The following is a 26,274-nucleotide window of genomic DNA, read 5'->3' on the forward strand; positions in this document are numbered from 1 at the left end:
CGGGGGTTTTTGGGTCGCGGGCCCCCCCCCCCGGCGTTTCTCTAACCTGTTCGCCCTTCCGGCGCCCCCCCACCCCCCCCCCACGACCGGGCCCGGAAGCACTCCGCCACGTGGTCGTCGACCATCCCCGTCGCCTGCATCAGTGCGTAACAGGTCGTCGGCCCGAGGAACACGAAGCCGCGCTTCTTGAGTTCCTTCGCCATCGCCTTCGACTCGTCGGTGATCGCCGGGACGTCCGCCATCGTCGCGGGCCGGACCTGCGAATCGGGCGCGAACGACCACAGCAGGTCGTCCAGCGAACCGTCGAGTTCCTCGATCGCCCGCGCGTTGGTGATCGCCGCCAGGATCTTGGCCCGGTTCCGCACGATCGAGGCGTCTTCCATGAGACGGGCGACGTCTTCGTCGGTGAAGGCGGCGACCTTCTTGGGCTTGAACTTCTTGAACGCCTTCCGGAACGACTCGCGTTTCCGCAGGATGGTGATCCACGAAAGCCCGGACTGGAACGACTCCAGGCACAGACGCTCGTACAGTTCTTCGTCGCCGTGGAGCGGGACACCCCATTCGGTGTCGTGGTACTCGACGTAGTCCGGGGCCGAGTTACCCCACGAGCACCGCTTGATCCCGTCCGCGCCCAGCAGACCCGCCTCAGCCAACCCGATACCCCTCCGCGTACTTCACGAATCTCTGCAGGCACAGCCGCAGTCCCAGTTCGAAGCCCGGCTTCGCGACCGGCCAGCCGAGCCGCCCGACGACGCCGAACGGCGGCCGTAGATGCTCCGCCCAGACGAACGTCGACGCGTGCGGCCCCTTTTCGATCACCTGGAACACCCCGGTGCCCCGCACGATCTTGCCGGTATGCCGCACGACGCAGCGCAGCGGCGGTTCCCAGCCGGTGATCTCCATGGTGTCGGTGAAGCCGATCCCGGCCACGCCGGTGAACGCCGACAGTTTCGAGCCCACGCTACGCCCGTTGCCTTCGACGACCTCGACCTCGGTGCCGAGCATCCATTCGCCCTGGTGTTCCCAATCCGTCAGGGCGAGCCAAGCCGTCCCGGCCGGTACCGCGACGTCGACGGAGACGACGACATCGGTCACCTGGCGCCCTCGCGCTCGGCCTCCAGTTCGGCCACCTTGGCGCGCAGCTCTTCGATCTCGACGCCGAGCCGCCGCATCACCCAGTCCACTTCGGACATCTTGTAGCCGCGCAGCACCATCTGGAAGCGGACGGCGTGGACGTCCTCGGCCGTGATGTCCTCGGCGGGCAGCCTGGTCGGCGAGCTGCCGGGCGGCAGCGGGGCCAGTTCCTCACCCCTGCCGAACACCACGGCGGCCAGCAGAAACACCACGGCGGCCACCAGCAGCATGACTACGAGATAGATCAGGGCGGTCGTCACGCCACGATCGTGGCACACGAACGCCACGATCGTCGCGCCAGCAACGCGAGTCGCACGCTGACCACCACCCAGAGCACCATGAGGATCCCGCACGGTACGGACAGGAACAGTCTCGACGCGTCGAGGAACCCGGTGGCGATCACCAGCAGCGCCACCGAAAGCAGGTTCAGCCCGACGGCCTCGCCGATCAGCACGCCGGCGGTCTTGACCAGCCGGGTGCCGTCCATCCGCCGGGACAGCCAGCGCATGGAGACGAGGGCGAGCACGCCCAGCACCGGCACGATGAAGACCGAACCGTGGGTGAACTGGGCGATGTACTTGTACCAACCCGGCGTCGGCGCGAGCTGCGACCAGTCGCCGAAGGTCCACTTGCGGGCGAACTCCCAGGCGAGCTGCATCAGCGGCACACCGAGGATCAGTTTCCACAGGGTCCGGATGCCGCTGTGCATACCCAGTTCGGCCTGGTAGTCCCTGGCGATCAGGTGCACCGGCCCGAAATCGGCGACGGCGCGCCGCTGCGCCTCGTGTTCGCTCCAGCCGCCGTCCCGGTACGCGTCCGCCGCGTCGTTGAGCCCGTCACGCGCCTCGCGCAGCAGATCCCGCTTCGCCGACGCCGGGCCGTCCAACCGCGAGCGCAGCTCCCCGAGATAGGCCTCGATCACCGTCATGCCGTGGTTCTCCAACTCCGCGCGGCGACCGTGAGCCGCATGCTGAACAGGATCCAGGTTCCGGACAGGACCGCGCACGGCACGCTGACGAGCATGCGGGCGGGCTCCAGCAGTCCGGTCGCTCCGCCGTACGTCGCGACCGCGACCAGGTTCAAGCCCACCGCCGCGGCCAGCGTCCACGAAATCGCACGCGCGACCGGCGGGCCGGCCATCCGCCGCGAGAGCAGCCGTGCCGCGAGCAGCCCGGCGACCGCGACGGCCGGGGACAGCGCCGCCAGCGTGTCGGCCACGCCGATCGCGCGGTGGTACCAGGACGGCGTCGCATCGAGCCGCGACCAGTCGGCGAAGGCCCGAGCCAGATCCCAGGCGAGGATCAGCAGCGGGACACCGGCGATCAGCTCCCACAGCACGCGAATGTCGCGCCGCAGTCCCAGTTCCGTTTGGTAGTCGCGGGCGATCAGGTCCGCGGGACCGAAGTCCGCGACGGCCCGGCGTTCGGCTTCCGCCTCGTCGACACCGCCCGCGCGGTAGGCGTCGGCCGCGTCGACCAGACCGTCCCTCGCCTCGGTGAGCAGATCGGCTTTCGCCGAGCACGGCCCGGACAACCGGCCCTCCAGCTCTCCGATGTAGGCCTCGATCGCGTTCATGCGGCGAGCGCGGGCCGGGGCCGGAAAGCCGGTGAGAGCAGCCAGAAACTGAAGGCGACCCAGCCGAGCGCCACCAGGTTGCACACGAGGCTCACGTTCATCCTCGACGGATCGAGGACCGTGGTGCTCACGGTGAGCAGCAGCAGCGCCAGCAGGTTCGTGCCCGCCGCGGCGCCCACCGTCCACCGGGTCAGCTTCCCGAGGCTCACGCTGTCGAGCCTGCGCCCCAGCCGCCGCGCTCCGAAAAGCGAAACCGCTCCGATCACGGCCGGAACGAGGACCAGGACGCCGAAGACTTCGATGACGGCCGTGTACCACTCCGGGTTCGGCTTCCCCGAGCGGCTCCAGTCGCCATAGGTCCAGATCCGCGCCAGCTCCCAGGTCACCTGGATCAGCGGGACACCGACGATGACCTTCCACAACGTGCCGATGTCGCCGCGCAACGCCAGCTCGGCCTGATAGTCGCGCGCGATCACGGCGGCCGGGCCGAAGTCGGCGACGGCACGGCGTTCGGCTTCCGCCTCGTCGATACCACCCTCGCGATACGCCTCGGCCGCGTCGACCAGACCGTCCCTGGCCTCGGTGAGCAGATCGGTCTTCGCCCTCGCCGACCCGTGCAACCGTCTGCCCAGGTCGCCGATGTAGGCCTCGATCGCGCTCATGCCGTGCTCCCCCCGAGGACACCACCGATCACGGTGGTGAACTCCTGCCACTCCGCTCGCTCCGCCGCCAAGGCCTTCTGCCCGGAGCGGGTGAGCTTGTACGTACGACGTTTGCGGCCGGAGACGACATCCCATTCGCTGGCGAGGAATCCGGCACGCTCCAAGCGGCGAAGCGCCGGGTAGACGGTGCCCGTCGGCAGGTCGAGCGCGCCGTCACTGCGGAGCTGGAGCGCCTCGATGATGGCGTACCCGTGCAGCTTCCGGCCGTCGAGGACGGCGAGGAGCAGCGCGTCGAGGTGCCCGCGCAGACTGTCGGCCTTCATAGATAGACAGTCTACACATCGCCGCAGACCAGGGTAGCCGGGACATTCCCGGAGCGGCCTCAGGGAATGTCCCCGAGATCACCCCGATTTCATAGATTTAGTGGCTACATGTAGCCAGCCTACGTATACAGTGCCTCGACATGGACGCACTCCCGATCGCGAGACTCCAGTTCGCGACGACGACCTCGTTCCACTTCCTGTTCGTGCTGCTCACACTGGGGCTCGTGACACTCGTCGCGGTGATGCAGACACGCTCCGCGTTCGGCGGCAAGCCGGAACTCGCGCGGATGACTCGTTTCTGGGGCAGGCTTTACGTGATCAATTACGCGCTGGGAATCGTCACCGGAATCGTGATGGAATTCCAGTTCGGGCTCACCTGGACCGGCCTGTCCGCGGTCGCGGGCGACGTGTTCGGCGCACCGCTGGCCATCGAGACGCTGGTGGCCTTCTTCGCCGAATCGACCTTCCTCGGTCTGTGGATCTTCGGCTGGGGGCGGCTGAACAAATGGATCCACCTGACGCTGATCTGGCTGGTCACGCTGACCGCGTACGCCTCGGCGCTGTTCATCATGGTGGCCAACTCGTTCCTGCAGAACCCGGTCGGCACGCACGCCGAGAACGGCGTGCTGAAACTCGACGACTTCGGTGCGCTGTTCACCAACCCGGCGCTGACGGCCTCGCTGCCGCACGTGTTGAGCGCGGCGCTGCTGACCGGCGGCTTCTTCGTGGTCGGTGTCAGCGCGTACCACTTCACCAAGCGCACCAAGGAGATCGAGTTCTTCCGGCGCTCGATGCGGATCGGTGTACTCGCCTCGCTCGTCGGCAGCACGATGGTGATCGGCTTCGGCTTCGCCCAGTTCGGCCCGCTCGGGGAGTACCACCCCGGCAAGCTGGAAGGAGCGGATCCCGTCGTCGGCGCCTCGCTGGGCTTCATGATCCAGATCGGGTTCATCGCCTTCCTCGCCTCGATCCTCGGCACGCTGCTGCTCTTCCGGAACTGGATCACCAAGGTCCGGCCGCTGCTGTACGTGATGGTGCTGGCCATCCCGCTGCCGTTCATCGCGGCGATCCTCGGCTGGCTGGTGCGGGAGATCGGCCGCCAGCCGTGGCTGATCCGCGGGCACCTGACCACCGCCGACGCCGTCGCGGCGATCCCGGCGGGACAGATCTTGTTCTCCTTCATCGCTTTCACGCTGTTGTTCCTGGTGCTCGCGATCGCCGACTGGGTGCTGATGTCGCGGGTCGCGAAACGCGGCCCGGAACCCGTCGAAGAGGCGGCCCCGCCCCGTGCCGAAATTCCCGTCCTGAGCGGAGTCTGACCGATGGTGATCCTCTGGTGGTGCGTGCTCGGTTTCCTGACCGCCGGCTATTTCGCGCTGGCGGGCTACGACTACGGCGTCGGCATGCTGCTCGGCAGGCTGGGCCGTGACGAGGCGGGGCGGCGGCGCGTGCTCGGCGCCTTCGGCCCGTTCTTCCTGGCCAACGAGGTGTGGCTGGTGGCCGCGGTCGGTGTCCTGTTCGGCGCTTTCCCGCATCTGGAAGGAAAAGTGTTCGCCGGGGCGTACATCCCGGTGGTGACCTTGCTGCTCGGACTGGTCACGTTCACCGCGGCGGTGCAGCTGCGCAGCAGGCGGCCGGACGCGGGCCGCGGCGCCTGGACGCTGGCGATCACCGTCGGCGCCTGGGTGACGGCGGTGTCCTGGGGTGTGTTCCTCGGCAATCTCGTCCTCGGGCTCCCGCTCGACGCGGCCGGGAAGCCGAGCGGCGACGTCCTCGCGGTGTTCAGCCCGTACGCGTTGCTCTGGGGCGCGGGGTTCGTCGCACTGTTCGCCTTGCAGGGCGCGGCTTTCCTCGCCGTGCGGGCGCCCGCCGACCTCACCGCCCGCGCGAACCGGATCGCCAAGGCGCTGCTCGCGCCGGCGCTCGCGTTCCTGGTCGTGGCGGTCGGCTGGGGCGCCTTCGAGACCACCGTTTCGTGGTCCGCGCTGCCCGCGATCGTGCTGGCGTTCGCTGCGCTGGGCGTCGCGGCCGCGGCCTTGCGCACCGGACGGCACAAGACGGCGCTGATCGCCACGATGACGCTGTCCGCCTCGCCGGTGCTGGCCGTCGGGACCGCGCGCCTGCCCGACGCACTGGTGTCCTCTGTGGACGGAGGCTTTTCGTTGAGCCTGACGGAAGCGGCCACCAGTACCGAGATGCTCAGCCTGCTCACCTTCGTCCTGCCTCCCGCGCTCGTGGCGATCGCCGCCGTGCAGTGGGTGACGTGGCGCAGGCACGACAACCGGGTCGACCAGCGTTCCCTGCTGCACTTCTAGGAGTTCGAAATGCCTCCCCTTCCCGGGCTGCGACGCCATTTCGGCGTACTGGCCGTCCTCGGAACACTGACCGCCGCGGCGATCCTCGTCCAGGCTGACGGCCTCGCGACGCTGCTCACCGGCGGCGGCGTGACCTGGACGCTCGTGGCCGCCATCGCGGCACGGGCGTTGCTCGCGGGCGTCCAGGGCTCCGTCGGTGGCCGGTTCGCGGCGACGGTCAAGGCCGGGCTGCGCAAACGGCTTCTCGGCGCGGACGCGGAGAAGCCCGGCGAGGTCGCGACCCTGGTGACCAAGGGGATCGACGCGGGCGACGCCTACCTGACCGGTTATCTGCCGACGGTGGTGCTGTCGGCGATCGTGCCGGTCGCGGTGCTCGTCCGACTGTTCGCCGCCGATCTGTCGTCGGCGCTGATCATCCTCGCGACGCTGCCGCTGATCCCGGTGTTCGCGATCCTGGTCGGACAGCACACGAAGGCTAAGACCGCCAAGCAGTGGTCGCTGCTTTCCAAGCTGGGCGGGCATTTCCTCGACGTCGTGCGCGGGCTCGGCACGCTCAAGGTGTTCGGCCGCGCGGAGGCGCAGGCGAACACGGTGCGGGCGATGGCGGACGCGCACACCGACGCGACGATGCGCACGCTGCGGGTCGCGTTCCTGTCCGCGCTGGTGCTGGAACTGGTGGCGACGCTGTCGGTGGCGCTGGTCGCGGTGCCGATCGGATTCCGACTGCTTGAAGGCGGCATGGTCGTGCACACGGCGGTGCTGGTCCTGCTGCTCGCGCCCGAGGCGTACCTGCCGCTGCGGGCGGCCGGGGCGAAGTTCCATGCCAGCGCGGAAGGGCTCGCCACGCTGCGAGAGGCGCTGGCCGTGCGCTCGGAGGACGTGGTTCGGGGTTCGCGGGTGGCCCGCGGCGGTGCGCCGCGGATCGTGTTGGAGAAGGTGAGCGTCGCGTACGGCGACGAGACCGTACTGTCCGAAGTGGACATGGCGATCGAGGCGGGCGAGCATGTCGCGCTCGTCGGGCCCAGCGGCTCCGGGAAGAGCACGCTGCTGGCGGTCCTGCTGGGTTTCGTGACGCCGACGTCCGGCCGGGTCCTCGTCGACGGCGTCGATCTGCGTGAGCTGGATCCTCTGACGTGGCGGGCGAGCGCGGCGTGGGTGCCGCAGCGGCCGACGTTGTTCACCGGGACCGTCGAGGAGAACATCGCCATGGGCCAGGTGCCGGACGTCCAGGCGGCGGCGCGCGCCGCCGCGTTCGACGAGGTCGTGCGCGGGTTGCCCGACGGCTACCGCACCAGGATCGGCGAACTGGGCGCGCCACTTTCGGCCGGGCAGCGGCAACGGCTCGGCCTCGCCAGGGCGCTGGCCCGTACGGAGGCGGGGCTCGCGCTGCTCGACGAGCCGACCGCCAGGCTCGACGCGGAGACCGAAGCCGCCGTGCTCGGCGCGACCCGTGAACTGCTCACCGGCCGGACCGCGGTGCTCGTGGCCCACCGGCCCGCGATGGCGGCGCTGGCCACCCGCGTCCTCGAAGTCCACGAGGGCGCCGTACGAGAACGGGAACTGGTGTGAACGTCTGGGGTGTGTCCACAAAGGACGTGGTGCGGCTGGTCCGTGCCGGGCTGATCGGGGCCGGGGCGGAAATCGCCGGGCTGGCCTTGATGGCCACCGCCGCTTGGCTGCTGCTGAAAGCGGCCGAACAGCCGCCGCTGGCGTCGCTCACCGTGGCGATCGTCGCCGTCCGGACGCTGGCACTGGCGCGCGGCGGATTGCGCTACGCGGAACGGCTGGCCGGACACGAGGTCGTCCTGCGGTATCTCGGTGCCTTGCGGACGCGGGTGTACACGTCGTTGCTGCCGCACCGCACCTCCCGGCATTCCGGTGGTGATCTCGTCACGCGGCTGGTGTCCGATGTGGACGCCGTACAGGATGCGATCCTGCGGTGCCTGCTGCCCGCCGGTGTCGCCGCTTTCGTCGGCGCGGTCTCGACGACGGTCGCGCTGATCGCCAGCCCGGCCGCCGGGCTCGTGCTGGCACTCGGGCTCGTCGTCGCCGGAATCGGGTTGCCGTGGCTGTGCGTGCGGATCACCCGCGCGGCGGCGGAGAAGAGCGCTCCGGCCCGCGCGGACCTCGCCGAACGGACGGTCGAGTTGATCACCGGGCGGCGGGAGCTGATCGCCTACGGTGTGCACGAGTCCACTGTGGACGCCGCCCACACCGCCGTCGAGGCCCTCGCTTCAAGGGACCGCGCGACGGCGAACCGCACGAGCCTGTTGACCGCGGCCGGGATCCTCGTCCAGCTGCTGACCTGCGTCGCGATCGCCCTGACCGCCGGGGTTTCGCCGCCGCTGACCGCGGCCCTCGCGCTGGGCGCGCTGGCCGTGTTCGAGCTGGTCCTCCCGCTGACCGCGGCCGCCCAGCGCTGGGTCGAGGTCCGCGTGTCGGCCGAGCGGGTGCGCGCGCTGCTGACGGAACCGCCGCCCGCGCGCGGCACCGTGGTGCCCGAGCCGGGGCATCTGCGGCTCGAAGGGGTCGGCGTTCGGTTCGAGGGCAGGGCCCCGGCGCTGGACGGCGTCGACCTCGACCTTCCGCCGGGCAGGCGCGTCGGGATCGTGGGACCGAGCGGAGCCGGGAAGACGACGTTGCTGAACGTGCTGCTGGGTTCCGTGGCGCCGACGTCCGGGCGCGCTCTGCTGAACGGGAAACCGCTGGAGACCTACGATCCGACGCTGCTGCCGTCGGTGATTTCGGGCGCGCTCGCGGACGCGCATGTCTTCCACACGACGGTCCGGGAGAACCTACTGCTCGCGAAGCCCGGCGCCACCGACGCCGAACTGCTCGACGCGTGCGCCACGGCCGGTTTCGACCTGCCGCTGAATCGCGAAGTCGGCTCCGACGGCGACGCGTTGTCCGGCGGGCAGCGCCAGCGACTCATCCTGGCGAGAGCAGTGCTCTCGGCGCCGCCGGTCCTCGTTCTGGACGAACCCGTCGAAGGGCTGGATCCGGAACACGGCGACGCCGTCCTGGCCGATGTGCTCGCCGCCGCGCGCGGGACCGTCGTCCTGGTGACGCATCGTGAGTCGCAGGTGGCCGGGTTCGACGAGGTCCTACGACTCGGTTAAACCGCGTACGTCCCGCATCGGCGGCCGGTCACTCACCGACACCTCGGCGACCTCCGGCAGCCATTCGTCACCTACTTGCGCGAACTGGGTGAGCTGGGCCGGGTCGTCCGACTTGATGCCGCAGCGCGCGAGCGCCGTCCCGAGGATCTGGCGCGCCATCACACCCAGCTGAAGCAGCGAACGGTTGCGATGCTTGCGTACGCCGAGGTTGACCTGTGCGAGCCCTTCAAGGCCGTAGCGCGCTTCGGCGTCGAGAATGAGCCCGATCTCGACGCCGTACCCGGCCGCGAAGGGCACTGACTCCAGGAACTCGCGCGTCGCGGCGTACTCGCCACCCAAAGGCTGGATGAGCCCCGAGAGCGACGGGCGCAGCGCCGACAGGACCGGTCGCGCCAGCAACTCGGTGACCCGGCCGCCACCGCTGCTCTCCAGCCGCAGCGGCCGCCGGTAGAACCCCTTGACCAGGTGGACGCCCTCTTCGCAGAGCAGGGGGCCGAGCAGAGTCGGCACGAACGCCGGATCCGGGTCGACGAGGTCGGAGTCGAGGAACACGACGACGTCCCCGGTCGTCGCGGCCAGCGACCGCCACAGCACCTCGCCCTTGCCCGGCACCGGCGGCAGGTCGGGGAGCACGTCCTCGCGGTGCACCACGCGCGCGCCGGCGCGGGCGGCGAGCTCGGCGGTGGCGTCGGTGGACCCGGAGTCCATCACGATCAGCTCGTCGACGACCGTGCCCAGCAACGGCCGGACCGTCCCGACGACCTCGGCGACGGTGTCCTCTTCGTCGAGTGCCGGTAGCACGACCGAAACCGTCCGGTCACCCTTCGCAGCGACGATGTCATCGACCGTCCAGCCGGGGTTCTGCCACGTACGCCGCTCGAACCAACTCATGAGTAGTGATCGTGCCATGCTGGAGTCCGACACCCTGTCGATGGAGGAACCTTGCTACCGCTACTCGTCCGATTCGTGCTCGGCCCGCTGGTCAGGGCGCTGTACCGCCCCGAGATCCGCGGCGTGGAGAACATTCCCGCCACCGGGCCGGTGCTGCTGGCACCCAACCACCGGGCGGCGCTGGACACCGGCGTGATCACTTTCACGGCGATGCGGCAGGTCAAGTTCCTCGGCAAGGCGGAGTACTTCACCGGCCGCGGGCTCAAGGGCAAACTGATGGCCGGTTTCCTGGGCGGCCTCGGCTACGTCCCGGTCGAACGCGGCAACGCGCAGGCCGGTCTCGCCGCGCTGGAAGCGGCGCGGAAGGTGCTCGACGCGGGCGGCGCTTTCGCGATCTACCCCGAAGGCACCCGCTCATTGGACGGGCGGCTGCACCGCGGCCACACCGGTGTCGCGGCGCTGGCGCTGGCGACCGGCGCGAAGGTCGTGCCCGTCGCGCTTTCGGGGACCGAAAACCTGCAGCCCGCCGGGAAGCGGATCCCGCGGCGGGCGAAGATCACCGTCACCTACGGTTCGCCGCTGGACTTCTCGCGGTACGAGGGGCAGGACTCGTCGCCCGCGATCCGGCGCTCGGTGACCGACGAGATCATGTACGCGATCCTGGAGCTTTCGGGGCAGGAGTACGTCGACTCGTACCACAAACGGCCTGATCAGAGCGCTGCCTGACGGTCTTGCCTGGCTGGGGTGGTAGCAAAGGTCCCTTGCTCCCTTTTCGCAGGCCGGCGCGGTGACTGTGTGGGTTTCGGGACATCTGACGTCCCAAAATCCACACAGTCGGTAGACGCCGCTACGCGGAGTGAGGGGCGTGGGGAATTAGGTCACTCAGCGTCCCTACCCCCGGGTGATAGCAAAGGTCCCTTGCTCCCCGCTGGTCGGGTCCCCTGCCTCGCCGCTGCAATGAAAGGCTCTTTCCTTGCAAAATTTGCAAGGAAAGAGCCTTTCATTGCACGCGCGAGTGGGGCTTTGGGGACCAAAGGGACTTTTGGAGCGTTCCGGGCGCGTGGAGCTGGCTGGGTGAAGTGCCCTGGGTCCCTCAAGAGGTCCTTCACGGACTTGGCCGGTCACCTCAAGCGCACCAGTGACCCCACAAGTCACAAGCAGCGCGCGTGAAGGCCCCTTCCCTCGGCTCAGCCGGAGAAACTCGCCCTTCGCGGCGGCCCAAGTACATGAAGGCCCCCTTCACGGCGCTAGGCGCAATGAAGGGGGCCTTCATGTACCAAGGAGACCAGCCCCAAGCCCTACTTGGCCCACTTAGGCCGAGGCGGAGGCACGTAGGCCGCGAAGCCGTCCAGAAGCACCGAAGCGTCCGAGTCGATCGACAGCATGTCCCGGTACCCCGCCGACAGGAAGCCCTCCGACACCATGTGGTCGGCGAACTTCAGCAGCGGCGCGTAGTACCCGCCGACGTCGACCAGCCCGATCGGCTTCTCGTGCAGCCCGAGCTGCGCCCACGTCCACACCTCGAACAGCTCCTCCAACGTGCCCGCGCCGCCGGGCAGCGCGAGGAAGCCGTCGGACAGCGCCGCCATCTTCGCCTTCCGCTGGTGCATGTCGGCGACGACGTGCAGTTCGGTCAGGCCGGCGTGCGCGATCTCGACGCTGCCCAGCGCCTCCGGGATCACGCCGATCACCTCGCCGCCCGCGGCCAACGCGGCGTCCGCGACGACGCCCATGGTCCCGACCGACGCTCCGCCGTAGACAAGCCCGATGCCCCTCGAGGCCAGCAGGGTGCCCAAGGCGCGAGCTTCGTCCGCATACCGCGGATCGAAGCCCATCGAAGAGCCGCAGAAGACGCAGACCCGGCGCGGCGCCGCCATCAGTGGGTGTCCTCCCATGCCTGGTACGACTCCTGGACGACACGCACGGCGTCGTCGATGTCGTCGGTGACGTGCAGCAGGTCGAGGTCCTTCTCGCCGATCTTGCCCTCGGCGAGCAGCGTCTTGGCGATCCAGTCGTACAGGCCGCCCCAGTAGTCGCTGCCGAACAGCACGACCGGGAACTTCGTGACCTTCTTCGTCTGCACCAGGGTGAGCGCCTCGAACAGCTCGTCGAGCGTGCCGAAGCCGCCGGGCAGGCAGATGAACGCCTGCGAGTACTTGATGAACATGGTCTTGCGCGCGAAGAAGTACCGGAAGTTGACGCCGAGGTCGACCCACGGGTTCAGCCCCTGCTCGAACGGCAGCTCGATGCCGAGGCCGACCGAGAAGCCGCCGGCCTCGTTGGCGCCGCGGTTCACCGCTTCCATCGCGCCGGGGCCGCCGCCGGTCATCACCGCGAAGCCCGCGTTCGCGAGCGCGCCGCCGATCTTCCGGCCGAGTTCGTACTCCGGGTGGTCCCGCTTCGTCCGCGCCGAACCGAACACCGTCACCGCGCGCGGCACCTCGGCCAGCGCGCCGAAGCCCTCGACGAACTCCGCCTGGATCCGCAGCACGCGCCACGGGTCGGTGTGCACCCAGTCGCTCGGACCCCGCGAGTCCAGCAGGCGCTGGTCGGTGGTGCTGCCCTGGTCACGGCGATCCCGCCGCAGCACGACCGGGCCCTTGTGGCGCTCGATCGGACGTTCCGGGTACTGGCCGTCGGGGAACTCGCTTGTCTCACTCACCCCGCCAAGCCTACGACGTCGTCACCGTCCGGAGCGGCGGCATCGCCGCGAACAGGAGTTGTCGGATACGCGAACGCGGGGCCCGCCGTCGAGCGGGCCCCGCGTGCACGCCTCAGGAACGGCCGGTCAGCGCGAACGCGAGCATGGCCGTCGAGGTGAAGTCGATGGCGGGCTCGTTGCTCGGCCACGACGCGAGGTCGTCGGCGTAGCGGGACTCGGGGGTGTCGAAGGCTTCGAAGGGCTTCCTGCAGTCCTTCGAACCCGGCGGGAGCTCCATGTGCTCGAAGTTCTCCGCCCCGTTGGGACCGTTCACGACGGCGCCGTAGAGCAGCTTCTCCTCGCCGGCGAGGTTCGCCGCCTGGTGGTGCGGGCACCGCGGGTACGTGGTGCCGACACCGACGACCAGCGAGATGCCCCAGGCGTTCGCGCCGAGGGTGAAGTTCCGCTGCTGTGAGCCGAACGCCGCGTACCGGCGATCACCGGTCAGGTCCGCGTACAGCCGCTCGGTCGCGGCGAACCCGAAGCTCTTGCTGGCCGCGTCGAACTCCTTCACCGAGACAGCGGTCCGGAAAGGACTCTGAGCCGCGCTCGCGACACCTTCGTCGAGCTGACGCCGGAGGTCGCCGATCAGTTCCTTCGGACCCAACGCGGCACCCGGGACACCGTGCCGCAGGAGCTTCGCCAGTTCGGCGTGCGCCAGCGCGCTGGTGTCGTACAGGTTGAGCGTGCTCTTCTCTTCGAGGTCGATGTAGGCCTTCGCCCAGCGCGCCGCCTGCCGCGTCCATTCGGCGGACCGCGGGTCACGCAGGGCCTTGGCCGCCAGTGCCAGCTGCGTCGCGCCGAGTTCCATGTCGTCCCGCCAGGACGACTCCGGGTAGTACGCGTGCGGGAACGCGGTGACCAGTTCGCCGACGTTCTCGGTCTTGGCCTGCGCGAAGACCGACGAGGCCTCGGCGAGGTATTCCCTTGCCAGCGCGGGGTTCCGCTTCGCCTCGACCTGGGCGCCGAGCGCGAAGGCGGCGGCGACCCGGCCGGCGAGGTTCGGGCTGAGCCCCGATCCGCCGGGGTTCGCGGGGAAGACCGGCCGGTGCTTCACGAAGTACTTGGGATCACCCGGCTTCACGTCGAGCGGGTCGTCGTCGTGCGGGTTCCGCCAGACGTCGTGGTCGCCGAGGAAGCCGAACTTGTCGCTGCCCGTGCCGATCCCGACCTGGGCGTAGAGCGTCTTGCTCTTCTCGTCCCACATCTTGTCGAGCCAGTCGAGGCCGAGCTTGACCTCCTTGGCCAGCGCCCGGTCGTAGTCCTCGCGGAGCACGTATCCCAGCTCCGCCAGCGAGTACGCCGTGTTCGACGTGAACTTGACGAAGTCGCCCGCGTCGACCCAGCCGCCCTCGACGTCGATCGGCCCGCCCGCCGGCTTCAGCGGTTCGGTGATCTCGTCGCCGAATTCGCCGCCGAACGACGGCCATTCGTAGACCGTGGCCTGTTTGTCGGCCAGATGCGAGGGTTTGCGGTCGAGACGGCCGGGGATGATGTCGTCACCGTCGCGCTGCGCCTGGAAGAACTCGTTGGTGGCACGGACGAGCGGCGTGAAGAGCCGGTCCTTCGTGTCCACCCGGAACGTCGGCGACGTCGCCTTGGTCTCGCCGGTGACCTCGATCCGGTACTTGCCCGGCATCCAGACCTTGGACAGGTCGAGCTGATACACCGCCGGGTACTTCGCGTTCCACGCGCCGAGCGACTGCCCGGTCCGTCCACGATGGACGGTCCGGCCGCGTTCGTCGATCACCGAGAACGCACCCGGCGCGCTGGACAGGAGATAGGCGTGCTTGGTCTCGGTGATGCCGTAGCCGACCTGATCGACCCGCACCTCACCTTGGACCGCCGCCGCGGCCGAAACCGCCGGAACCGTCAAACCCCCGAGGACCAGTGCCGAAACCGCGGCCACCGTCCGGGACCAGGAACTCACCATCATCGGCGCCCCGCTCATGGATTAGTTAAGAAAGTTTCCTTTTTATTGCGCAAGACGCTAGCGCCCGGAACGCCACCAGTCAATATGTCCGTTTCGCCGGTCGGAAGTCACCGGATCCGACTGTTGTCGGCGGGTAATCGTCTACCGTGGATCGATGCCGCCAGGGGCAGAACCACTCGGCGCGCGGATCCGGCGGTTGCGCCGGGCACGCGGGCTGACTCAGCGTGAGCTCGCCGAGCCGCGCTACGACCGCGGTTTCCTCGCCAAGGTCGAGTCCGGCCGCCGTCTGCCCTCGGACGACGTGCTCTCCCACCTCGCGCGACGGCTCGGCCTCACCACCGACGAACTCCGCTTCGACCGGCCACCCGGTGCCGCCGAAGAACTCACCGACGCCCTGGAGACCGCCTACCGCGAGTTGCAGAAGGGCGGACTCGAAGCCGCCGAGCGCGAGTTCACGCGAGTGGAACGCCGAGCGGCGGAATACCGGTTGCCGGACGTCCAATGCCACGCACGCTTCCATCTCGGCGAAGTCCAGTGGCAGCGCTACGACATCTCGTTGGCGGACAAGGGATTCGCGCACGCCATGGAACTCGCCGACGCCGCGTCGCCCCGGCTGCGCGCGATGATCGTCAACCGCCTCGCCGCCTGCCGCGCGCTTTCGGGCGACCTGGGCGCGTCGGTCGCGCTCGTGGAGAACGCGCTCGCCGATCTCCGCGCCCCCGGCACGAGCGATCCCGACGCGGAACTCGCGCTGGTGACCGCGTTGATCCATCCGCTGATCGAAATGGGCGCGCTCCGCCGGGCCCGCCGGGCCGCCGAGGAAGGCCGTCGCGTCCTTCCGGCCGCTCGCCACGCGGACATCGCCGCGCGCTATCACCGGCAGGCCGCGCAACTGTGGCAGGAGATCGGCCTGGCCGACCGTGCGGAGAAGGACCTTTCGCGGGCACTGCGCCTGTTCACTTCCCTCGGCTACGACCGCGACGCCGCCCGGTGCCGCTGGGCGCGCGGCTTCCTGTGGCGACGGCTGGGCAAACTCGACGAGGCACACGCCGAACTGCGACTTGCCCGCGATCTCCTTGCCAAGGCGGGATCGCGGGAAGGCGTACTCGGCGCGACCATAGAGCTGGCCGACGTCCGCCGCCGCCAAGGAAAACTCGACGAGGCCGCCGAACTCGCCGAAGGGATCCGCCCGCTTCTGGATCGATCCCCCGACATCGAGGCCAGGGCCGAGGTACTCCGGCTACTGGGACTCATCGCCCGCGCGCGCGGCGACTTGCCCGAGGCGACCGCGCTACTCGAAGAAGCGGCCACCGCACAGGAAAAGTCCGAACTGCGCGGCGCACTCGTCGCCACCTCACTGCATTTGGGCGACACGTTGCGCGCCCGCGGATTAATCGAAAAGGCCGCCGAGGCCTATCGTCGCGGCGTACGCGCGGCCGCTATGTCCGATTTCGGGCCGACCGGCTGAAGACCATACGAAAGTCGCCATATATCGCGTATCGCGGGAAAACTCTTACTACACAGGCATTTCATTCCCTGCATGTCGATCTTCACCCGCTCCGCTACGCCATCCGGCCCATTGACGCACCTTGCGACCGGCTCCTTTACTCGGACGTGTCCATCGGGATAACTCCAGTTATCCGAATGGGCACGCTCCCCGTCCCCGCCGTGCGCCCGCCAGGTCGAATTCCCCGCCGCGCCTGAAGGCCGGACGGGTACACGGTCCTGCCCATGGAAGGTTCACATGACCGTTCAGCGAGGGCTCAGAACAGGGTTGGCGGCCGTCGCCGGCCTTGCCCTGAGCATGACGTTCCCGGTGACCCCGGCGAACGCGACCACCGCCACCATCCAGCCCGCGAGCCCCGACGCCGTGGCCGCTAGCGCGGCCGACCGAGCCGCCGCGACCGGTGTAGACCAGTTGCGGAAGGGGGCGCAGGAGGACTTCCGCCGCGTCGGGCTGACCCCCGGTGGCGGAGGACTTTTCTACGCCGCATACGAACGGACCTACCGCGGCCTGCCGGTCGTCGGCGGGGACGCGGTGGTCGTCGCCGACGGCGCCGGGCGCGTCCGTGGCACCAGCGCCGCCGAGACCGCGGCGATCTCGGTCGACACCAAGGCCAAGATCTCCGCGGCCAAGGCCACCGAGGTCGCCCGCGGCCAGATGTCCAAAGTAGACAGTGTGGTCGCGCCGAAGCTCGTCGTGCTGGCGGGGAACTCCCCCAAGCTCGCCTACGAGGTCGTCGTGGCCGGGACCAAGGCGGCGAACCCGAGCAACCTGCACGTCTTCGTGGACGGCGTCACCGGCGCGGTGCTCGAAACCCGTGACGACGTCAAGATGTCCAACTTCCCCGCCGCCGCACCGAAGGCGACCTCGAACGAGGTCAGCACGCTGGGTGCCGGGAACAGCTACTACGCCGGCAACGTCACCATCGACACGACGAACTCCGGCGGCACGTACACGATGCGCGACCCGCAGCGCACCAACATCAGCTGCGCCCGCCAGAACGGCTCGCCCTACAGCGGACCGGACGACAACTGGGGCAACGGTTCCGGCACCGACCTGGAGACCGCCTGCGTCGACGCGCTCTTCGGTGTGCAGACCGAGTGGAAGATGCTGGGCGAATGGCTCGGCCGCAACGGCATCAACGGCAGCGGCGGCGGCTTCCCCGCCTACGTCGGCCTCAACCAGGCCAACGCCTACTGGAACGGCTCCTCGACCACCTACGGCCGCTCCTCGGACAGCCAGCGCCAGGCCACCCCGATGGACGTCGTCGCGCACGAGTACGGCCACGCCATCTTCCAGACCACGCCGGGCGGCGCGGGCAGCGGCAACGAGAACGGCGGGCTCAACGAGTCCACCGGTGACATCTTCGGTGCCGTCACCGAGCACTACGCCAACAACGCCAAAGACGTCCCCGACTACGACGTCGGCGAGGGTGTGAACCTGGTCGGCCGCGGCCCGATCCGCTACATGAACCAGCCGAGCCGGATCTCCGGCAACCCCGACTGCTACTCGTCGTCCATCCCGAACACCGAGGTGCACGCCGCCGCGGGCCCGCAGAACCACTGGTTCTACCTGCTGGCCGAGGGCACCGCGCCGGTCGGCAAGCCGGCCAGCCCGACCTGCAACAACACCTCGATCACCGGGATCGGCATCCAGAAGGCCGCGAAGATCTTCTACAACGGCCTGCTGAAGAAGACCTCCAGCTGGAACCACCGGGCGGCCCGCAAGGCCACCCTGGAAGCGGCGCTCGCGCTGTACCCGGGTTCGTGCACCGAGTTCAACACCACCAAGGCGGCTTGGAACGCCATCAGCGTTCCCGCGGCGACCGGTGAACCGACCTCGTGCACCCCGCAGGGTGACGACTTCTCGGTCGGCGTCACCCCGGCGGCGGGTTCGGTCAAACCGGGCGAGTCGGCCACGGTCACGGTGAACACCGCGACCACCAACGGTGCGGCGCAGACGGTTTCGCTGAGCGCCAGCGGCCTCCCCGCCGGGGCGACCGCGACGTTCAACCCCGCTTCGGTGCAGTCCGGCGCCTCCTCGACGCTCACCATCGCGACGTCGGCGAGCACCCCTGACGGCACCAGCACCATCACGGTGACCGGCACCGCGGCGAGCGGCACGCACACCGCGCAGTACAAGCTGACCGTCGGCACCGGCGGCGACGTGCGCACCTACACCAACGACACCGACTACGCGTTGAACGACTACGGCACGGTGAACAGCCCGATCACCTCGACCGCCACCGGCAACGCGGTCTCGCCGGTGAAGGTGACGGTCACCGGGACGCACACCTGTTCCGAGGACCTCCGCATCAGCCTGCGGGCCCCCGACGGCAGCACGTACTCGGTCAAACCCACCGGTTCCCTGCCCTGCACCGATCTGGGCACCCGGAACTACTCGGTGAACGTGACCAACGAAGTCGCGGCGGGCACCTGGACCCTCGTGGTCTACGACGCCTACGCGCAGGACACCGGCACGCTTTCCAGCTGGTCCATCACCGTTTGATTCCCGTTCCGTGAAGGCCTCCTTCCCTGCCTTCGGCGTAGGGAAGGAGGCCTTCACGGACCATTACCCAGAAAGGAAAACCCCGGCATGAAGTGGGGAAAGCGACTAGGAGCGGCCGTCGTCGGCATGGCCGCCGTCTTGGGTGTCGTCACGGCGCCCGCGCAAGCGGTCACGGCCGCCGCCGCACCGGACATCTCGCTCGCCAACGTCAAGGCGCACCTGAGCGCGTTGCAGACCATCGCCAACCAGAACGGCGGCAACCGCGCCGCCGGACGGCCGGGCTACCCGGCGTCGGTGTCCTACGTGGCACAGAAGCTGCGCGACGCCGGCTACAACGTCACGTTGCAGTCCTGCACGAGCTGCGCGGGTTCGAACCAGAACATCATCGCGGAATGGCCGCAGGGTGACGCCAACCAGGTCATCATGCTCGGCGCGCATCTCGACAGTGTCAGCGCCGGGCCCGGCATCAACGACAACGGCTCGGGTTCGGCCTCGATTCTCGAAGTCGCGCTGACCCTGGCCCGCGAGAACCCGGCGATGGCGAAGCGGGTCCGTTTCGGCTGGTGGGCCGACGAGGAGTCCGGCCTCCGCGGCTCCAGGTTCTACGTCAACAGCCTGCCACAGACCGAACGCACGAAGATCAAGACCTACCTGAACTTCGACATGATCGGCTCCGACAACTGGGGCTACTTCGTCTACGACGACGTCGCCTCGGTCAAGGCCGTGTTCGACGAGTACTTCCGGACGATCGGTATCCAGACCGAGGGCGACACCGAGGGCGACGGCCGTTCGGACCACGCGTCGTTCAAGAGCGCGGGCATCCCGGTCGGCGGTCTCGCGACCGGCGCCGGATACACGAAGAGCGCGGCGCAGCAACAGAAATGGGGCGGCACCGCCGGACGGCCGTTCGACAGCTGCTACCACCGCGCGTGTGACACGCTGTCGAACATCCCGGACACCCCGCTGGAGAAGAACAGTGACGCGATCGCGTACGCGCTCTGGAAGCTCGCCGTCGGCACGTCGACGGGTCCCGACTTCTCGCTCGGTCTCTCGCCGTCGTCCGGTACCGTCCAAGCGGGACAGTCGACGACCGTCACGGTCAACACCGCGACGACTTCCGGTGCGGCGCAAGCGGTTTCACTGAGCGCCAGCGGTCTTCCCGCCGGGGCGACCGCGACGTTCAACCCCGCTTCGGTGCAGTCCGGCGGCTCCTCGACGCTCACCATCGCGACGTCGGCGAGCACCCCCAACGGCACCAGCACGATCACGGTGACCGGTGACGGGACCTCGGTGGACCGCACGGCGCAATACACGCTCACCGTCGGCGACGTCAGCGTGCGCACGTTCACCAACGGCACCGACTTCGCGCTGAACGACTACGCGACGGTCAACAGCCCGATCACCTCCAGCGCGACGGGTGCGGCGACCTCGCCGGTGAAGGTGTCGATCACCGGGACGCACACCTGCTCCGAGGACCTCCGGATCAGCCTGAAGGCTCCGGACGGCAGCACGTACTCGGTCAAGCCCACCGGTTCCCTGCCCTGCACGGATCTCGGCACCAGGACGTACTCGGTCCCCGTGACCAACGAGGCCGCTTCCGGCACTTGGACGCTCGTGCTCTACGACGCCTACGCGCAGGACACCGGCACGCTCGACAGCTGGACCATCACCGTCTGACCACCCGAATGGCGAAGGGCCATCGCACGAGGACACCCGGCCTCGTGGGATGGCCCTTCGCGCGTGAGGGACATTTTCGGACAACTCTTCGATATCTGGTCTAGACCACCCGATCGTCGGTAGCGCCATTCACGCGCGGCGACCTATGTTGAGCCGAACGGCCGCTTCCTGTTCGTTCAAACGCTTTCGAGATGGGAGCTGGGTATGTTCGGTCGCGTCTCTCGGCTGGTCGCAATCACCGGCGCGGCGGTACTCGCCGTCACCACCCTCGTCGTCTTGAGCCCGGCGCAGGCGTCACCCGACGCCGAGGTCTGCGCGGTCAAATCGAAGCCCGCGGGCAAGGTCCTGCAGGGCTATTGGGAGAACTGGGACGGCGCGTCGAACGGCGTCCATCCGCCGATGGGCTGGATCCCGATCACCGACGCCAGGATCAAGGCCAACGGGTACAACGTGATCAACGCGGCCTTTCCGGTCATCCTGTCCGACGGAACGGTCAAATGGGAGGACGGGATGGACGCGACTGTGAAGGTCGCGACCCCGGCCGAAATGTGCGCCGCGAAGGACGCGGGCGCGACGATCCTGATGTCGATCGGCGGCGCCACCGCGGGGATCGACCTCAATTCGGCCGCCGTGGCGGACAAATTCGTCGCGACCATCGTGCCGATCCTGAAGAAGTACAACTTCGACGGAATCGACATCGACATCGAAACCGGCCTCGTCGGCAGCGGGAACATCAGCACGCTGTCCGCGTCGCAGAAGAACCTCATCCGCATCATCGACGGCGTCCTCGCCGCGATGCCGCCGAACTTCGGGCTCACCATGGCGCCCGAGACCGCGTACGTCACCGGCGGCAGCGTCGTCTACGGCTCGATCTGGGGCGCGTACCTGCCGATCATCAAGAAGTACGCGGACAACGGCAGGCTGTGGTGGCTGAACATGCAGTACTACAACGGAAGCATGTACGGCTGCTCCGGCGATTCGTACCAGGCCGGCACGGTCCAGGGCTTCGTCGCGCAGACCAACTGCCTCGACAAAGGTCTGGTGATCCAGGGCCAGACGATCCGCGTCCCGTACGACAAGCAGGCCCCTGGCCTGCCCGCGCAGGCCGGCGCCGGCGGCGGCTACATGTCGCCGAGCCTGGTTTCCCAGGCGTACCGCAGCATCCCGGCACTCAAGGGCCTCATGACCTGGTCGATCAACTGGGACGGTTCGCGGAACTGGACCTTCGGCCAGAACGTAAAATCCCTCCAGGGCCGCTGACCCCTCGTGTCGTCCGTCTGATCACGCGAGTTACGCCTTCAATCACGCGAGTTCGCCGTCTGATCACGCGAGTTACGAGTTCGGTCACGCGGGCTCGCCGTGCGGAACCGGCGAACTCGCGTGATCAGAGGCGGAACTCGCGTGATTGAGGGCGTAACTCACGATTCGCCGCGCGGGATCGGATCGTCGTACTCCCCCGAAGGCCCGGAGTACTGCGTCCCGTCGGGATAGGGCCAGGGGTTCGGGGCGCAGCCGTGCAGGCCGAGCGTCTGCTGCTGCATCACCGGCGCGAGCGCGCCCGGCACGGGACACCGCTCGTGACCGCGCCCGAGCCGGTGCCCGACCTCGTGCGTGACCATGTACTGCCGATAGACCGTCAGGGGCGCGCCGTAACCGGGCACGCCGTTCGCCCAGCGCGCGACGTTGAGCACGACGTTGTTCCTGTTGCGGCACGAGGTGTAGCCGTCCGGCCTGCCGCACAGCACGTCCCGCGTCCCCGGCGTGGCGAGGTGGATCGTGAAGTCGGCCGGACCGTCCGGGCCGACCCGCTGCAACCGCCATCGCCCGCCGGCGGTCCAGCCGCGCGGATCCCCCAAAGTGAGCTCGACCGCCTTGGTGAAGGCGTCGACGCTCACGCCCGTGATGTCGGCTTCGACGGCGAGGCGGTACCGCAGCAGCCTCCCGGTCTGCCCGGCGACCGAGCCTTCGCCGAGCGGGAACAGCCACCGGCCGGATCCCGCCCGCGGGAAGGTGATTTCGGCGGACGGCGGTGCCAGCACGGGTTTCGGGGCCGAGGAAGACGTCGTCGAGGGAACGACGACCGGTGTCACCGCGGGAGGAGCCACCGAATGTGCTTCGCAGCCGGCCACCACCAAGGCGCACACGACGAGAGCCAGGACCCGGCGCGCGGTCATCGGCCCTCCCGGAGTTCTTCGGTCACATCCAGGAGTACGAGCAGGCGCCTGGAGAGGTTGCGGCACCGCGCGCGCAACCTTTCGGCACGCCCGCCCGTATCGTTCTCGGTCATGGGTGAGGAGGTCGGCGGACGCCTACGGCGGCTCCGCGCCGAACGCGGCCTCACCCAGCGCGAACTCGCCGAGCCGCACTACACCGCCGCGTACGTCTCGTCCGTCGAGACGGGCGCGCGGACACCCTCCGGTGACGCGATACGCCATTTCGCCGCGCGACTCGGCGTGGACACCGGCGAACTGCTCGGCATGACGTCGCCCCGCGACGACGTCCGGCTCGATCTGGACATCGCGGCCGCCGCGGCGGACTTCCTGGCGGGCAACGGGTCAGCGCCGAAGATGCGGCGGCTGGCCCGGCGGGCCGAGAAGATCGGCCGCGACCGCCGGGCCGGGCTCGCCTGGCTGTGGCTCGCGCGGCTCACCGGGGGCGATGCCAGGGCACGGTCGGTGGCCGCCGCCGAAGCCGCGCTCGCCGACGACATCCCGCCGTACCGCGAACTGGCCGCAGCGCTGCGGGCGAACGTCCTGATCGAGCGGGACGAGCCGCATCACGCGATGCACCTGCTCCGGACGGCGCTCGACGCGAGCCTCGACCGGCATCCGCATCCGGTGCTGCTCCTGACCCTGCACGCGTACCTCGCCGACGGGCAGCTCCGCCTCGGCGAGAACGCCCTGGCCGCGCATCACGCGGGAGAGGCACTTCGGCTCGCTCGCGGCGGCGAGGAGATCCTGGCCGAACTCACCGAGAACCAGCGGCGGCTGGCCGAGTCCTACCTCGGCGAAGGACGGCTGGCCGACGCCGTCGCCGCCGTGTCGGCGCTGCACGACCTGCTCCACGAACGCGCCCTGCGGCCGGTGCTGGCCCGATGCCTGTTCGCGCGGGCGCTGTACCGGCGTGCCGACGACCTCGAAGGCGCCCTCGCGGACCTTCGCGCGTCACGCGCGGCCGCACCCGATCACCTCGTCACGCTGGAACTCGCCGACGTCTGCCGTGAATTCGGTCGTCTCGACGACGCCGCCGCGCTACTGTCCGAAGCAGCCGAAGCCATCCCGGAGGACTCGCCGCTGTCCGCTTCACTCACGTTCCAGCAGGGCTCATTGGCCTTGGCCCGTGGAGACCTCGAAGCAGCCGAAGCACGCTTCGCGCACGCCATCGACGTACCGTCCTCCACGACACTCGCGGCGTCTTGGCCGCTTCGATCGACAAAGCGGGAGAGCTCCTTCGCGATCAGGGGCGCTTCGAAGAGGCCGCGGACCTACTGCGGCATGGACTGCTCCTTCTCGGAGCCGAGGAGGACGTTTCCCAGTGACCGAAGTGGACTTGGAAGACATCAGCGCTCGTTTGGTGAGCCGATTCGGCGCCAGTGCCGACGGATGGCTCGCCGGGGTCCCCGCTCTCGCCGCGCGGCTGGCCGCTCGATGGGACTTCGAGCTCGGCGAGCTGTTCGAGAGCGGGGCTTCGTCCGTCGTCCTGCGCTGCCGTTGGTCCGACAGGACACCGGCGGTGCTCAAACTCAGCCCGGACGGCGCGCTGCTGACCAAACAGCTCGAAATGCTGCGGGTGTTCGCGCCCTCGGGCCGGGTGCCCGCCGTCCTCGCCGCCGACCCGGACGCCGGTGCGATGGTGCTGGAAGAGATCCGGCCGGGCACCCCGGCCGAGGACCTGCCGTCGTCGGCCCTGCCGGGACAGTGGGGAGAACTGCTCACCGCGCTGCATTCCGTCGCCCCGCCCGCGGACTGGCCGTGGAGCCTGCGCGGCCGGTTCGAGGAGTCGTTCGACCGGATCGGCAAGCGGATCACCGAACCGGCCATCGCCGCCAGGATCGGCCCGGACACCTGGCAGCTGGCGATCGAGCGCTGCGAGAAGTTGCTGGACACCCAGGCCGGCGTCGTGCTGCTCCACGGCGATCTGCATCTCGGCAACGCCTTGGACGGCGGCCCGCGCGGTCTGATCGCGATCGATCCGAAGGCCTGCGTGGGTGATCCGTGCTTCGACGCCGTCGACTACGTGGTGAGCGGCGCCGGGCACGAGGGCGTCGAGGCCCGTTGCCATACGGTGGCGAACGCCTGCGGGCTCGACGGGGACAGGTTGTACGCCTGGAGCCGGGTGGTCGCCCCCATGTTCGCCATCTCGCACCTGACCTATGGCGGCCCGGAGCAGGCGCTCGGCGAATGGCTCGCCCTGGCTAGCTGAGGAACTCGCGCAGCACCGCGGCGACCTGCCGGATCTCGCCCGCGCGCACGTTCTCCTGCCGGGTGTGCGCCAGCGTGGGGTCGCCAGGACCGAAGTTCACCGCCGGGATCCCGAGAGCCGCGAAGCGCGCGACGTCGGTCCAGCCCAGCTTCGCGACCGCCTTGCCCCCGGCCGCGGCGACCAGCTCGGCCGCCGCGGGAGCGCTCAAACCGGGCAACGCGCCGGGCGACAAGTCGACAACCTTGACCTCGTAACCCTCGAAGACCTCGCGAAGGTGTGCCTCGGCGTGTTCGGGGCTCCTGTCGGGCGCGAACCGGTGGTTGATCGTGAGCACGGCCTCGTCCGGGACGACGTTGCCCGCGACACCGCCGCCGATCTTCGTGGCCTGCAAGCCTTCGCGGTAGGTCAGACCGTCGATGTCGACCACGCGCGGCGTGTATTCGGCCAGCCTGCGCAGCGGTTCGGCGAGACCGTGGATCGCGTTGACGCCCATCCAGCCGCGCGCCGTGTGCGCCCGGACGCCGTCGACGCGGAGCTCGATCCGCATCGTGCCCTGACAACCGCCCTCGATCCCGCCGTTCGACGGCTCGCCGAGGATCGCGAGGTCCGCTCGCAGCCACTCGGGCAGCTCACGCTCGATGCGGCCGAGACCGTTCTTCGCCGCGTCGATCTCTTCGCAGTCGTAGAACACGAAGGTGATGTCGTGCCTCGGCTCCGGGAGCGCGGCGGCGAGATGCAGGAAGACGGCGTCGCCACTCTTCATGTCGACGGTGCCGAGACCGTGCAGGATCTCGTCGTCACCGGCCCCCTCACGGCGCACGGGCAAGTTCTCGTTGACCGGAACCGTGTCGAGATGCCCGGCCAGCAGCACCCGCGAAGGGCGGCCGAGGTTCGTGCGGGCGAGGACCGCGTCGCCGTTGCGGATCACCTCGAGATGCGGCGCCTGCGCCTGGAGCGCGGCCTGCACGGTGTCCGCGATCACCTTCTCCTGCTCCGAGACGCTGAAGATGTCCACCAGCGCGGCGGTGAGGTCGACGGGATCGGCGTGCAAGTCGAGCGAAGGCATGCCCGCACCGTACCGCCGGGGGCCCGGGGCTACCGTGAAGGAGTGCGCATGCGAACGATCTTGGTCGCCCTCCTCCTGGTCCTCAGCGGGTGCGGATCGAGCGAAGTCCCGGTGAAGGTCCGGCCGACCCAGGGCACCGGCCCGGACGTGCTGCCGATCAAGCTCAAGGCGCTGACCACCGATCAGTGCTATGTGGCGCCGGGGACCGAATCGCCCAAGAGCTGCCAGAAGTACGTCACCGAACTCTCGAGCGCCGCGGGCACCGTCCGCAAGCGGCGCCCGGACCTGTCGTCGCACGCCGACGTCCTCGATCGCCCGATCGCCGCCTACCGCGCCGCGAACTGCCAGGACCAGGCGGCTCCCGGCGGACCGTGCGGCCAGGCGCTCACCGACATGGCGACGGCGCTGACCAGTGTGAAGAGCCTCGTCGGCGGCTGAGGAGGG

The 26,274-nt window shown here is 69.2% G+C and carries 26 protein-coding genes and 1 pseudogene; 12 read left to right on the top strand and 15 right to left on the bottom strand.

The genetic code is table 11. The features are described from left to right. Positions 1 to 41: 41 nt before the first annotated feature. From ACFVM3_RS23785 to ACFVM3_RS23815, 7 genes are read right to left on the bottom strand one after another with little or no spacing between them, the layout of a single operon-like run. Positions 42 to 653: a DNA-3-methyladenine glycosylase I gene (locus ACFVM3_RS23785; RefSeq protein ID WP_378441825.1), complete on the bottom strand. Its 612-nt coding sequence runs from the start codon at positions 651 to 653 to the stop codon at positions 42 to 44. Beyond that, on the bottom strand, positions 646 to 1,095 hold the full coding sequence (locus ACFVM3_RS23790) for an SRPBCC family protein (protein WP_378441827.1): 450 nt from the start codon (positions 1,093 to 1,095) through the stop codon (positions 646 to 648). Before ACFVM3_RS23790 ends, ACFVM3_RS23785 begins: the two co-directional genes overlap by 8 nt. Then, on the bottom strand, positions 1,092 to 1,394 hold the full coding sequence (locus ACFVM3_RS23795; protein ID WP_340684462.1) for a DivIVA domain-containing protein: 303 nt from the start codon (positions 1,392 to 1,394) through the stop codon (positions 1,092 to 1,094). The genes ACFVM3_RS23790 and ACFVM3_RS23795 overlap by 4 nt, the downstream gene beginning before the upstream one ends. Further along, positions 1,391 to 2,062 (bottom strand): permease prefix domain 1-containing protein, encoded by a 672-nt coding sequence (locus ACFVM3_RS23800; RefSeq protein WP_378441829.1) that lies wholly within the window; start codon positions 2,060 to 2,062, stop codon positions 1,391 to 1,393. Before ACFVM3_RS23800 ends, ACFVM3_RS23795 begins: the two co-directional genes overlap by 4 nt. Next, positions 2,059 to 2,709 (bottom strand): permease prefix domain 1-containing protein, encoded by a 651-nt coding sequence (locus ACFVM3_RS23805; protein ID WP_378441831.1) that lies wholly within the window; start codon positions 2,707 to 2,709, stop codon positions 2,059 to 2,061. The genes ACFVM3_RS23800 and ACFVM3_RS23805 overlap by 4 nt, the downstream gene beginning before the upstream one ends. Beyond that, the gene (locus ACFVM3_RS23810; RefSeq protein WP_378441833.1) at positions 2,706 to 3,371 is read right to left on the bottom strand and encodes a permease prefix domain 1-containing protein; all 666 of its coding nucleotides are present in this window, start codon (positions 3,369 to 3,371) and stop codon (positions 2,706 to 2,708) included. Before ACFVM3_RS23810 ends, ACFVM3_RS23805 begins: the two co-directional genes overlap by 4 nt. Further along, a complete protein-coding gene (locus tag ACFVM3_RS23815) occupies positions 3,368 to 3,694 on the bottom strand; it encodes a helix-turn-helix transcriptional regulator (RefSeq protein ID WP_005155407.1) in 327 nt (108 codons plus the stop codon). The genes ACFVM3_RS23810 and ACFVM3_RS23815 overlap by 4 nt, the downstream gene beginning before the upstream one ends. 140 nt (positions 3,695 to 3,834) lie before the next feature. Between ACFVM3_RS23815 and ACFVM3_RS23820 the strand changes: the two genes are divergently transcribed. Genes ACFVM3_RS23820 through cydC form a run of 4 tightly spaced genes read left to right on the top strand, consistent with a single transcriptional unit; the run spans position 3,835 to position 9,128 of the window. Beyond that, the gene (locus ACFVM3_RS23820; protein WP_378441835.1) at positions 3,835 to 5,013 is read left to right on the top strand and encodes a cytochrome ubiquinol oxidase subunit I; all 1,179 of its coding nucleotides are present in this window, start codon (positions 3,835 to 3,837) and stop codon (positions 5,011 to 5,013) included. A gap of 3 nt (positions 5,014 to 5,016) precedes the next feature. Next, positions 5,017 to 6,009 (top strand): cytochrome d ubiquinol oxidase subunit II, encoded by a 993-nt coding sequence (locus ACFVM3_RS23825; RefSeq protein WP_378441837.1) that lies wholly within the window; start codon positions 5,017 to 5,019, stop codon positions 6,007 to 6,009. A 9-nt stretch (positions 6,010 to 6,018) separates the two neighbouring features. Next, positions 6,019 to 7,578 carry a thiol reductant ABC exporter subunit CydD gene (gene cydD, locus ACFVM3_RS23830; protein WP_378441839.1) on the top strand — a complete coding sequence of 520 codons (1,560 nt, stop codon included), beginning with the start codon at positions 6,019 to 6,021 and terminating at the stop codon, positions 7,576 to 7,578. Next, complete coding sequence (gene cydC, locus ACFVM3_RS23835) at positions 7,575 to 9,128, top strand: thiol reductant ABC exporter subunit CydC (RefSeq protein ID WP_378441841.1); 1,554 nt, start codon at positions 7,575 to 7,577, stop codon at positions 9,126 to 9,128. The genes cydD and cydC overlap by 4 nt, the downstream gene beginning before the upstream one ends. On the opposite strand, the gene ACFVM3_RS23840 is transcribed toward cydC, so the two are convergent. Next, positions 9,114 to 10,019, bottom strand: coding sequence for a glucosyl-3-phosphoglycerate synthase (locus ACFVM3_RS23840; RefSeq protein ID WP_378441843.1), 906 nt, complete (start codon positions 10,017 to 10,019; stop codon positions 9,114 to 9,116). The two genes, cydC and ACFVM3_RS23840, sit on opposite strands and share 15 nt — an antisense overlap. 51 nt (positions 10,020 to 10,070) lie before the next feature. Here ACFVM3_RS23840 and ACFVM3_RS23845 point away from each other — a divergent pair, with 51 nt between their 5' ends. Continuing rightward, positions 10,071 to 10,745 (top strand): lysophospholipid acyltransferase family protein, encoded by a 675-nt coding sequence (locus tag ACFVM3_RS23845; protein WP_378441845.1) that lies wholly within the window; start codon positions 10,071 to 10,073, stop codon positions 10,743 to 10,745. A 572-nt stretch (positions 10,746 to 11,317) separates the two neighbouring features. On the opposite strand, the gene ACFVM3_RS23850 is transcribed toward ACFVM3_RS23845, so the two are convergent. The 3 genes from ACFVM3_RS23850 to ACFVM3_RS23860 all read right to left on the bottom strand — a co-directional run bounded on the left by ACFVM3_RS23850 (position 11,318) and on the right by ACFVM3_RS23860 (position 14,656). Beyond that, complete coding sequence (locus ACFVM3_RS23850; RefSeq protein WP_378441914.1) at positions 11,318 to 11,896, bottom strand: TIGR00730 family Rossman fold protein; 579 nt, start codon at positions 11,894 to 11,896, stop codon at positions 11,318 to 11,320. Continuing rightward, a complete protein-coding gene (locus tag ACFVM3_RS23855; RefSeq protein ID WP_126736377.1) occupies positions 11,896 to 12,681 on the bottom strand; it encodes a TIGR00730 family Rossman fold protein in 786 nt (261 codons plus the stop codon). Before ACFVM3_RS23855 ends, ACFVM3_RS23850 begins: the two co-directional genes overlap by 1 nt. A 112-nt stretch (positions 12,682 to 12,793) precedes the next feature. Beyond that, entirely contained in the window at positions 12,794 to 14,656 is a 1,863-nt protein-coding gene (locus ACFVM3_RS23860) for a glycoside hydrolase family 9 protein (protein ID WP_378441916.1), read from the bottom strand. 151 nt (positions 14,657 to 14,807) lie between these two features. Between ACFVM3_RS23860 and ACFVM3_RS23865 the strand changes: the two genes are divergently transcribed. The 4 genes from ACFVM3_RS23865 to ACFVM3_RS23880 all read left to right on the top strand — a co-directional run bounded on the left by ACFVM3_RS23865 (position 14,808) and on the right by ACFVM3_RS23880 (position 21,602). Continuing rightward, positions 14,808 to 16,121 (top strand): tetratricopeptide repeat protein, encoded by a 1,314-nt coding sequence (locus ACFVM3_RS23865; RefSeq protein ID WP_378441847.1) that lies wholly within the window; start codon positions 14,808 to 14,810, stop codon positions 16,119 to 16,121. 276 nt (positions 16,122 to 16,397) lie between these two features. After that, positions 16,398 to 18,665: a M4 family metallopeptidase gene (locus ACFVM3_RS23870; RefSeq protein WP_378441849.1), complete on the top strand. Its 2,268-nt coding sequence runs from the start codon at positions 16,398 to 16,400 to the stop codon at positions 18,663 to 18,665. A gap of 87 nt (positions 18,666 to 18,752) precedes the next feature. Then, on the top strand, positions 18,753 to 20,342 hold the full coding sequence (locus ACFVM3_RS23875) for a M28 family peptidase (RefSeq protein WP_378441851.1): 1,590 nt from the start codon (positions 18,753 to 18,755) through the stop codon (positions 20,340 to 20,342). Positions 20,343 to 20,546: 204 nt separating this feature from the next. Further along, positions 20,547 to 21,602, top strand: coding sequence for a chitinase (locus ACFVM3_RS23880; protein WP_378441853.1), 1,056 nt, complete (start codon positions 20,547 to 20,549; stop codon positions 21,600 to 21,602). Positions 21,603 to 21,760: 158 nt separating this feature from the next. Here the strand turns inward: ACFVM3_RS23880 and ACFVM3_RS23885 are convergent, their stop codons facing one another. Then, positions 21,761 to 22,516, bottom strand: a complete 756-nt coding sequence (locus tag ACFVM3_RS23885; protein ID WP_378441855.1) for a DUF3152 domain-containing protein — start codon at positions 22,514 to 22,516, stop codon at positions 21,761 to 21,763. 111 nt (positions 22,517 to 22,627) lie between these two features. On the opposite strand from ACFVM3_RS23885, the pseudogene ACFVM3_RS23890 reads away from it, so the two are divergent. After that, positions 22,628 to 22,753: pseudogene (locus ACFVM3_RS23890) on the top strand (helix-turn-helix domain-containing protein); the annotation flags it as partial. Here ACFVM3_RS23890 and ACFVM3_RS23895 read toward each other — a convergent pair. Then, positions 22,708 to 22,860, bottom strand: coding sequence for a hypothetical protein (locus ACFVM3_RS23895; RefSeq protein WP_378441857.1), 153 nt, complete (start codon positions 22,858 to 22,860; stop codon positions 22,708 to 22,710). The pseudogene ACFVM3_RS23890 and the gene ACFVM3_RS23895 sit on opposite strands and share 46 nt — an antisense overlap. Positions 22,861 to 22,897: 37 nt before the next feature. Continuing rightward, positions 22,898 to 23,395 (bottom strand): hypothetical protein, encoded by a 498-nt coding sequence (locus ACFVM3_RS23900; RefSeq protein WP_378441858.1) that lies wholly within the window; start codon positions 23,393 to 23,395, stop codon positions 22,898 to 22,900. 481 nt (positions 23,396 to 23,876) lie between these two features. Here ACFVM3_RS23900 and ACFVM3_RS23905 point away from each other — a divergent pair, with 481 nt between their 5' ends. Beyond that, positions 23,877 to 24,764 (top strand): aminoglycoside phosphotransferase family protein, encoded by an 888-nt coding sequence (locus tag ACFVM3_RS23905; protein WP_378441860.1) that lies wholly within the window; start codon positions 23,877 to 23,879, stop codon positions 24,762 to 24,764. On the opposite strand, the gene dapE is transcribed toward ACFVM3_RS23905, so the two are convergent. Further along, positions 24,757 to 25,830 carry a succinyl-diaminopimelate desuccinylase gene (gene dapE / locus ACFVM3_RS23910; protein WP_378441862.1) on the bottom strand — a complete coding sequence of 358 codons (1,074 nt, stop codon included), beginning with the start codon at positions 25,828 to 25,830 and terminating at the stop codon, positions 24,757 to 24,759. The two genes, ACFVM3_RS23905 and dapE, sit on opposite strands and share 8 nt — an antisense overlap. 48 nt (positions 25,831 to 25,878) lie before the next feature. Here dapE and ACFVM3_RS23915 point away from each other — a divergent pair, with 48 nt between their 5' ends. Beyond that, positions 25,879 to 26,268, top strand: coding sequence for a hypothetical protein (locus tag ACFVM3_RS23915; RefSeq protein ID WP_378441863.1), 390 nt, complete (start codon positions 25,879 to 25,881; stop codon positions 26,266 to 26,268). Positions 26,269 to 26,274: the final 6 nt, after the last annotated feature.

It is taken from the genome of Amycolatopsis sp. NPDC057786 (genome assembly GCF_042797905.1).
GTDB lineage: Bacteria > Actinomycetota > Actinomycetes > Mycobacteriales > Pseudonocardiaceae > Amycolatopsis.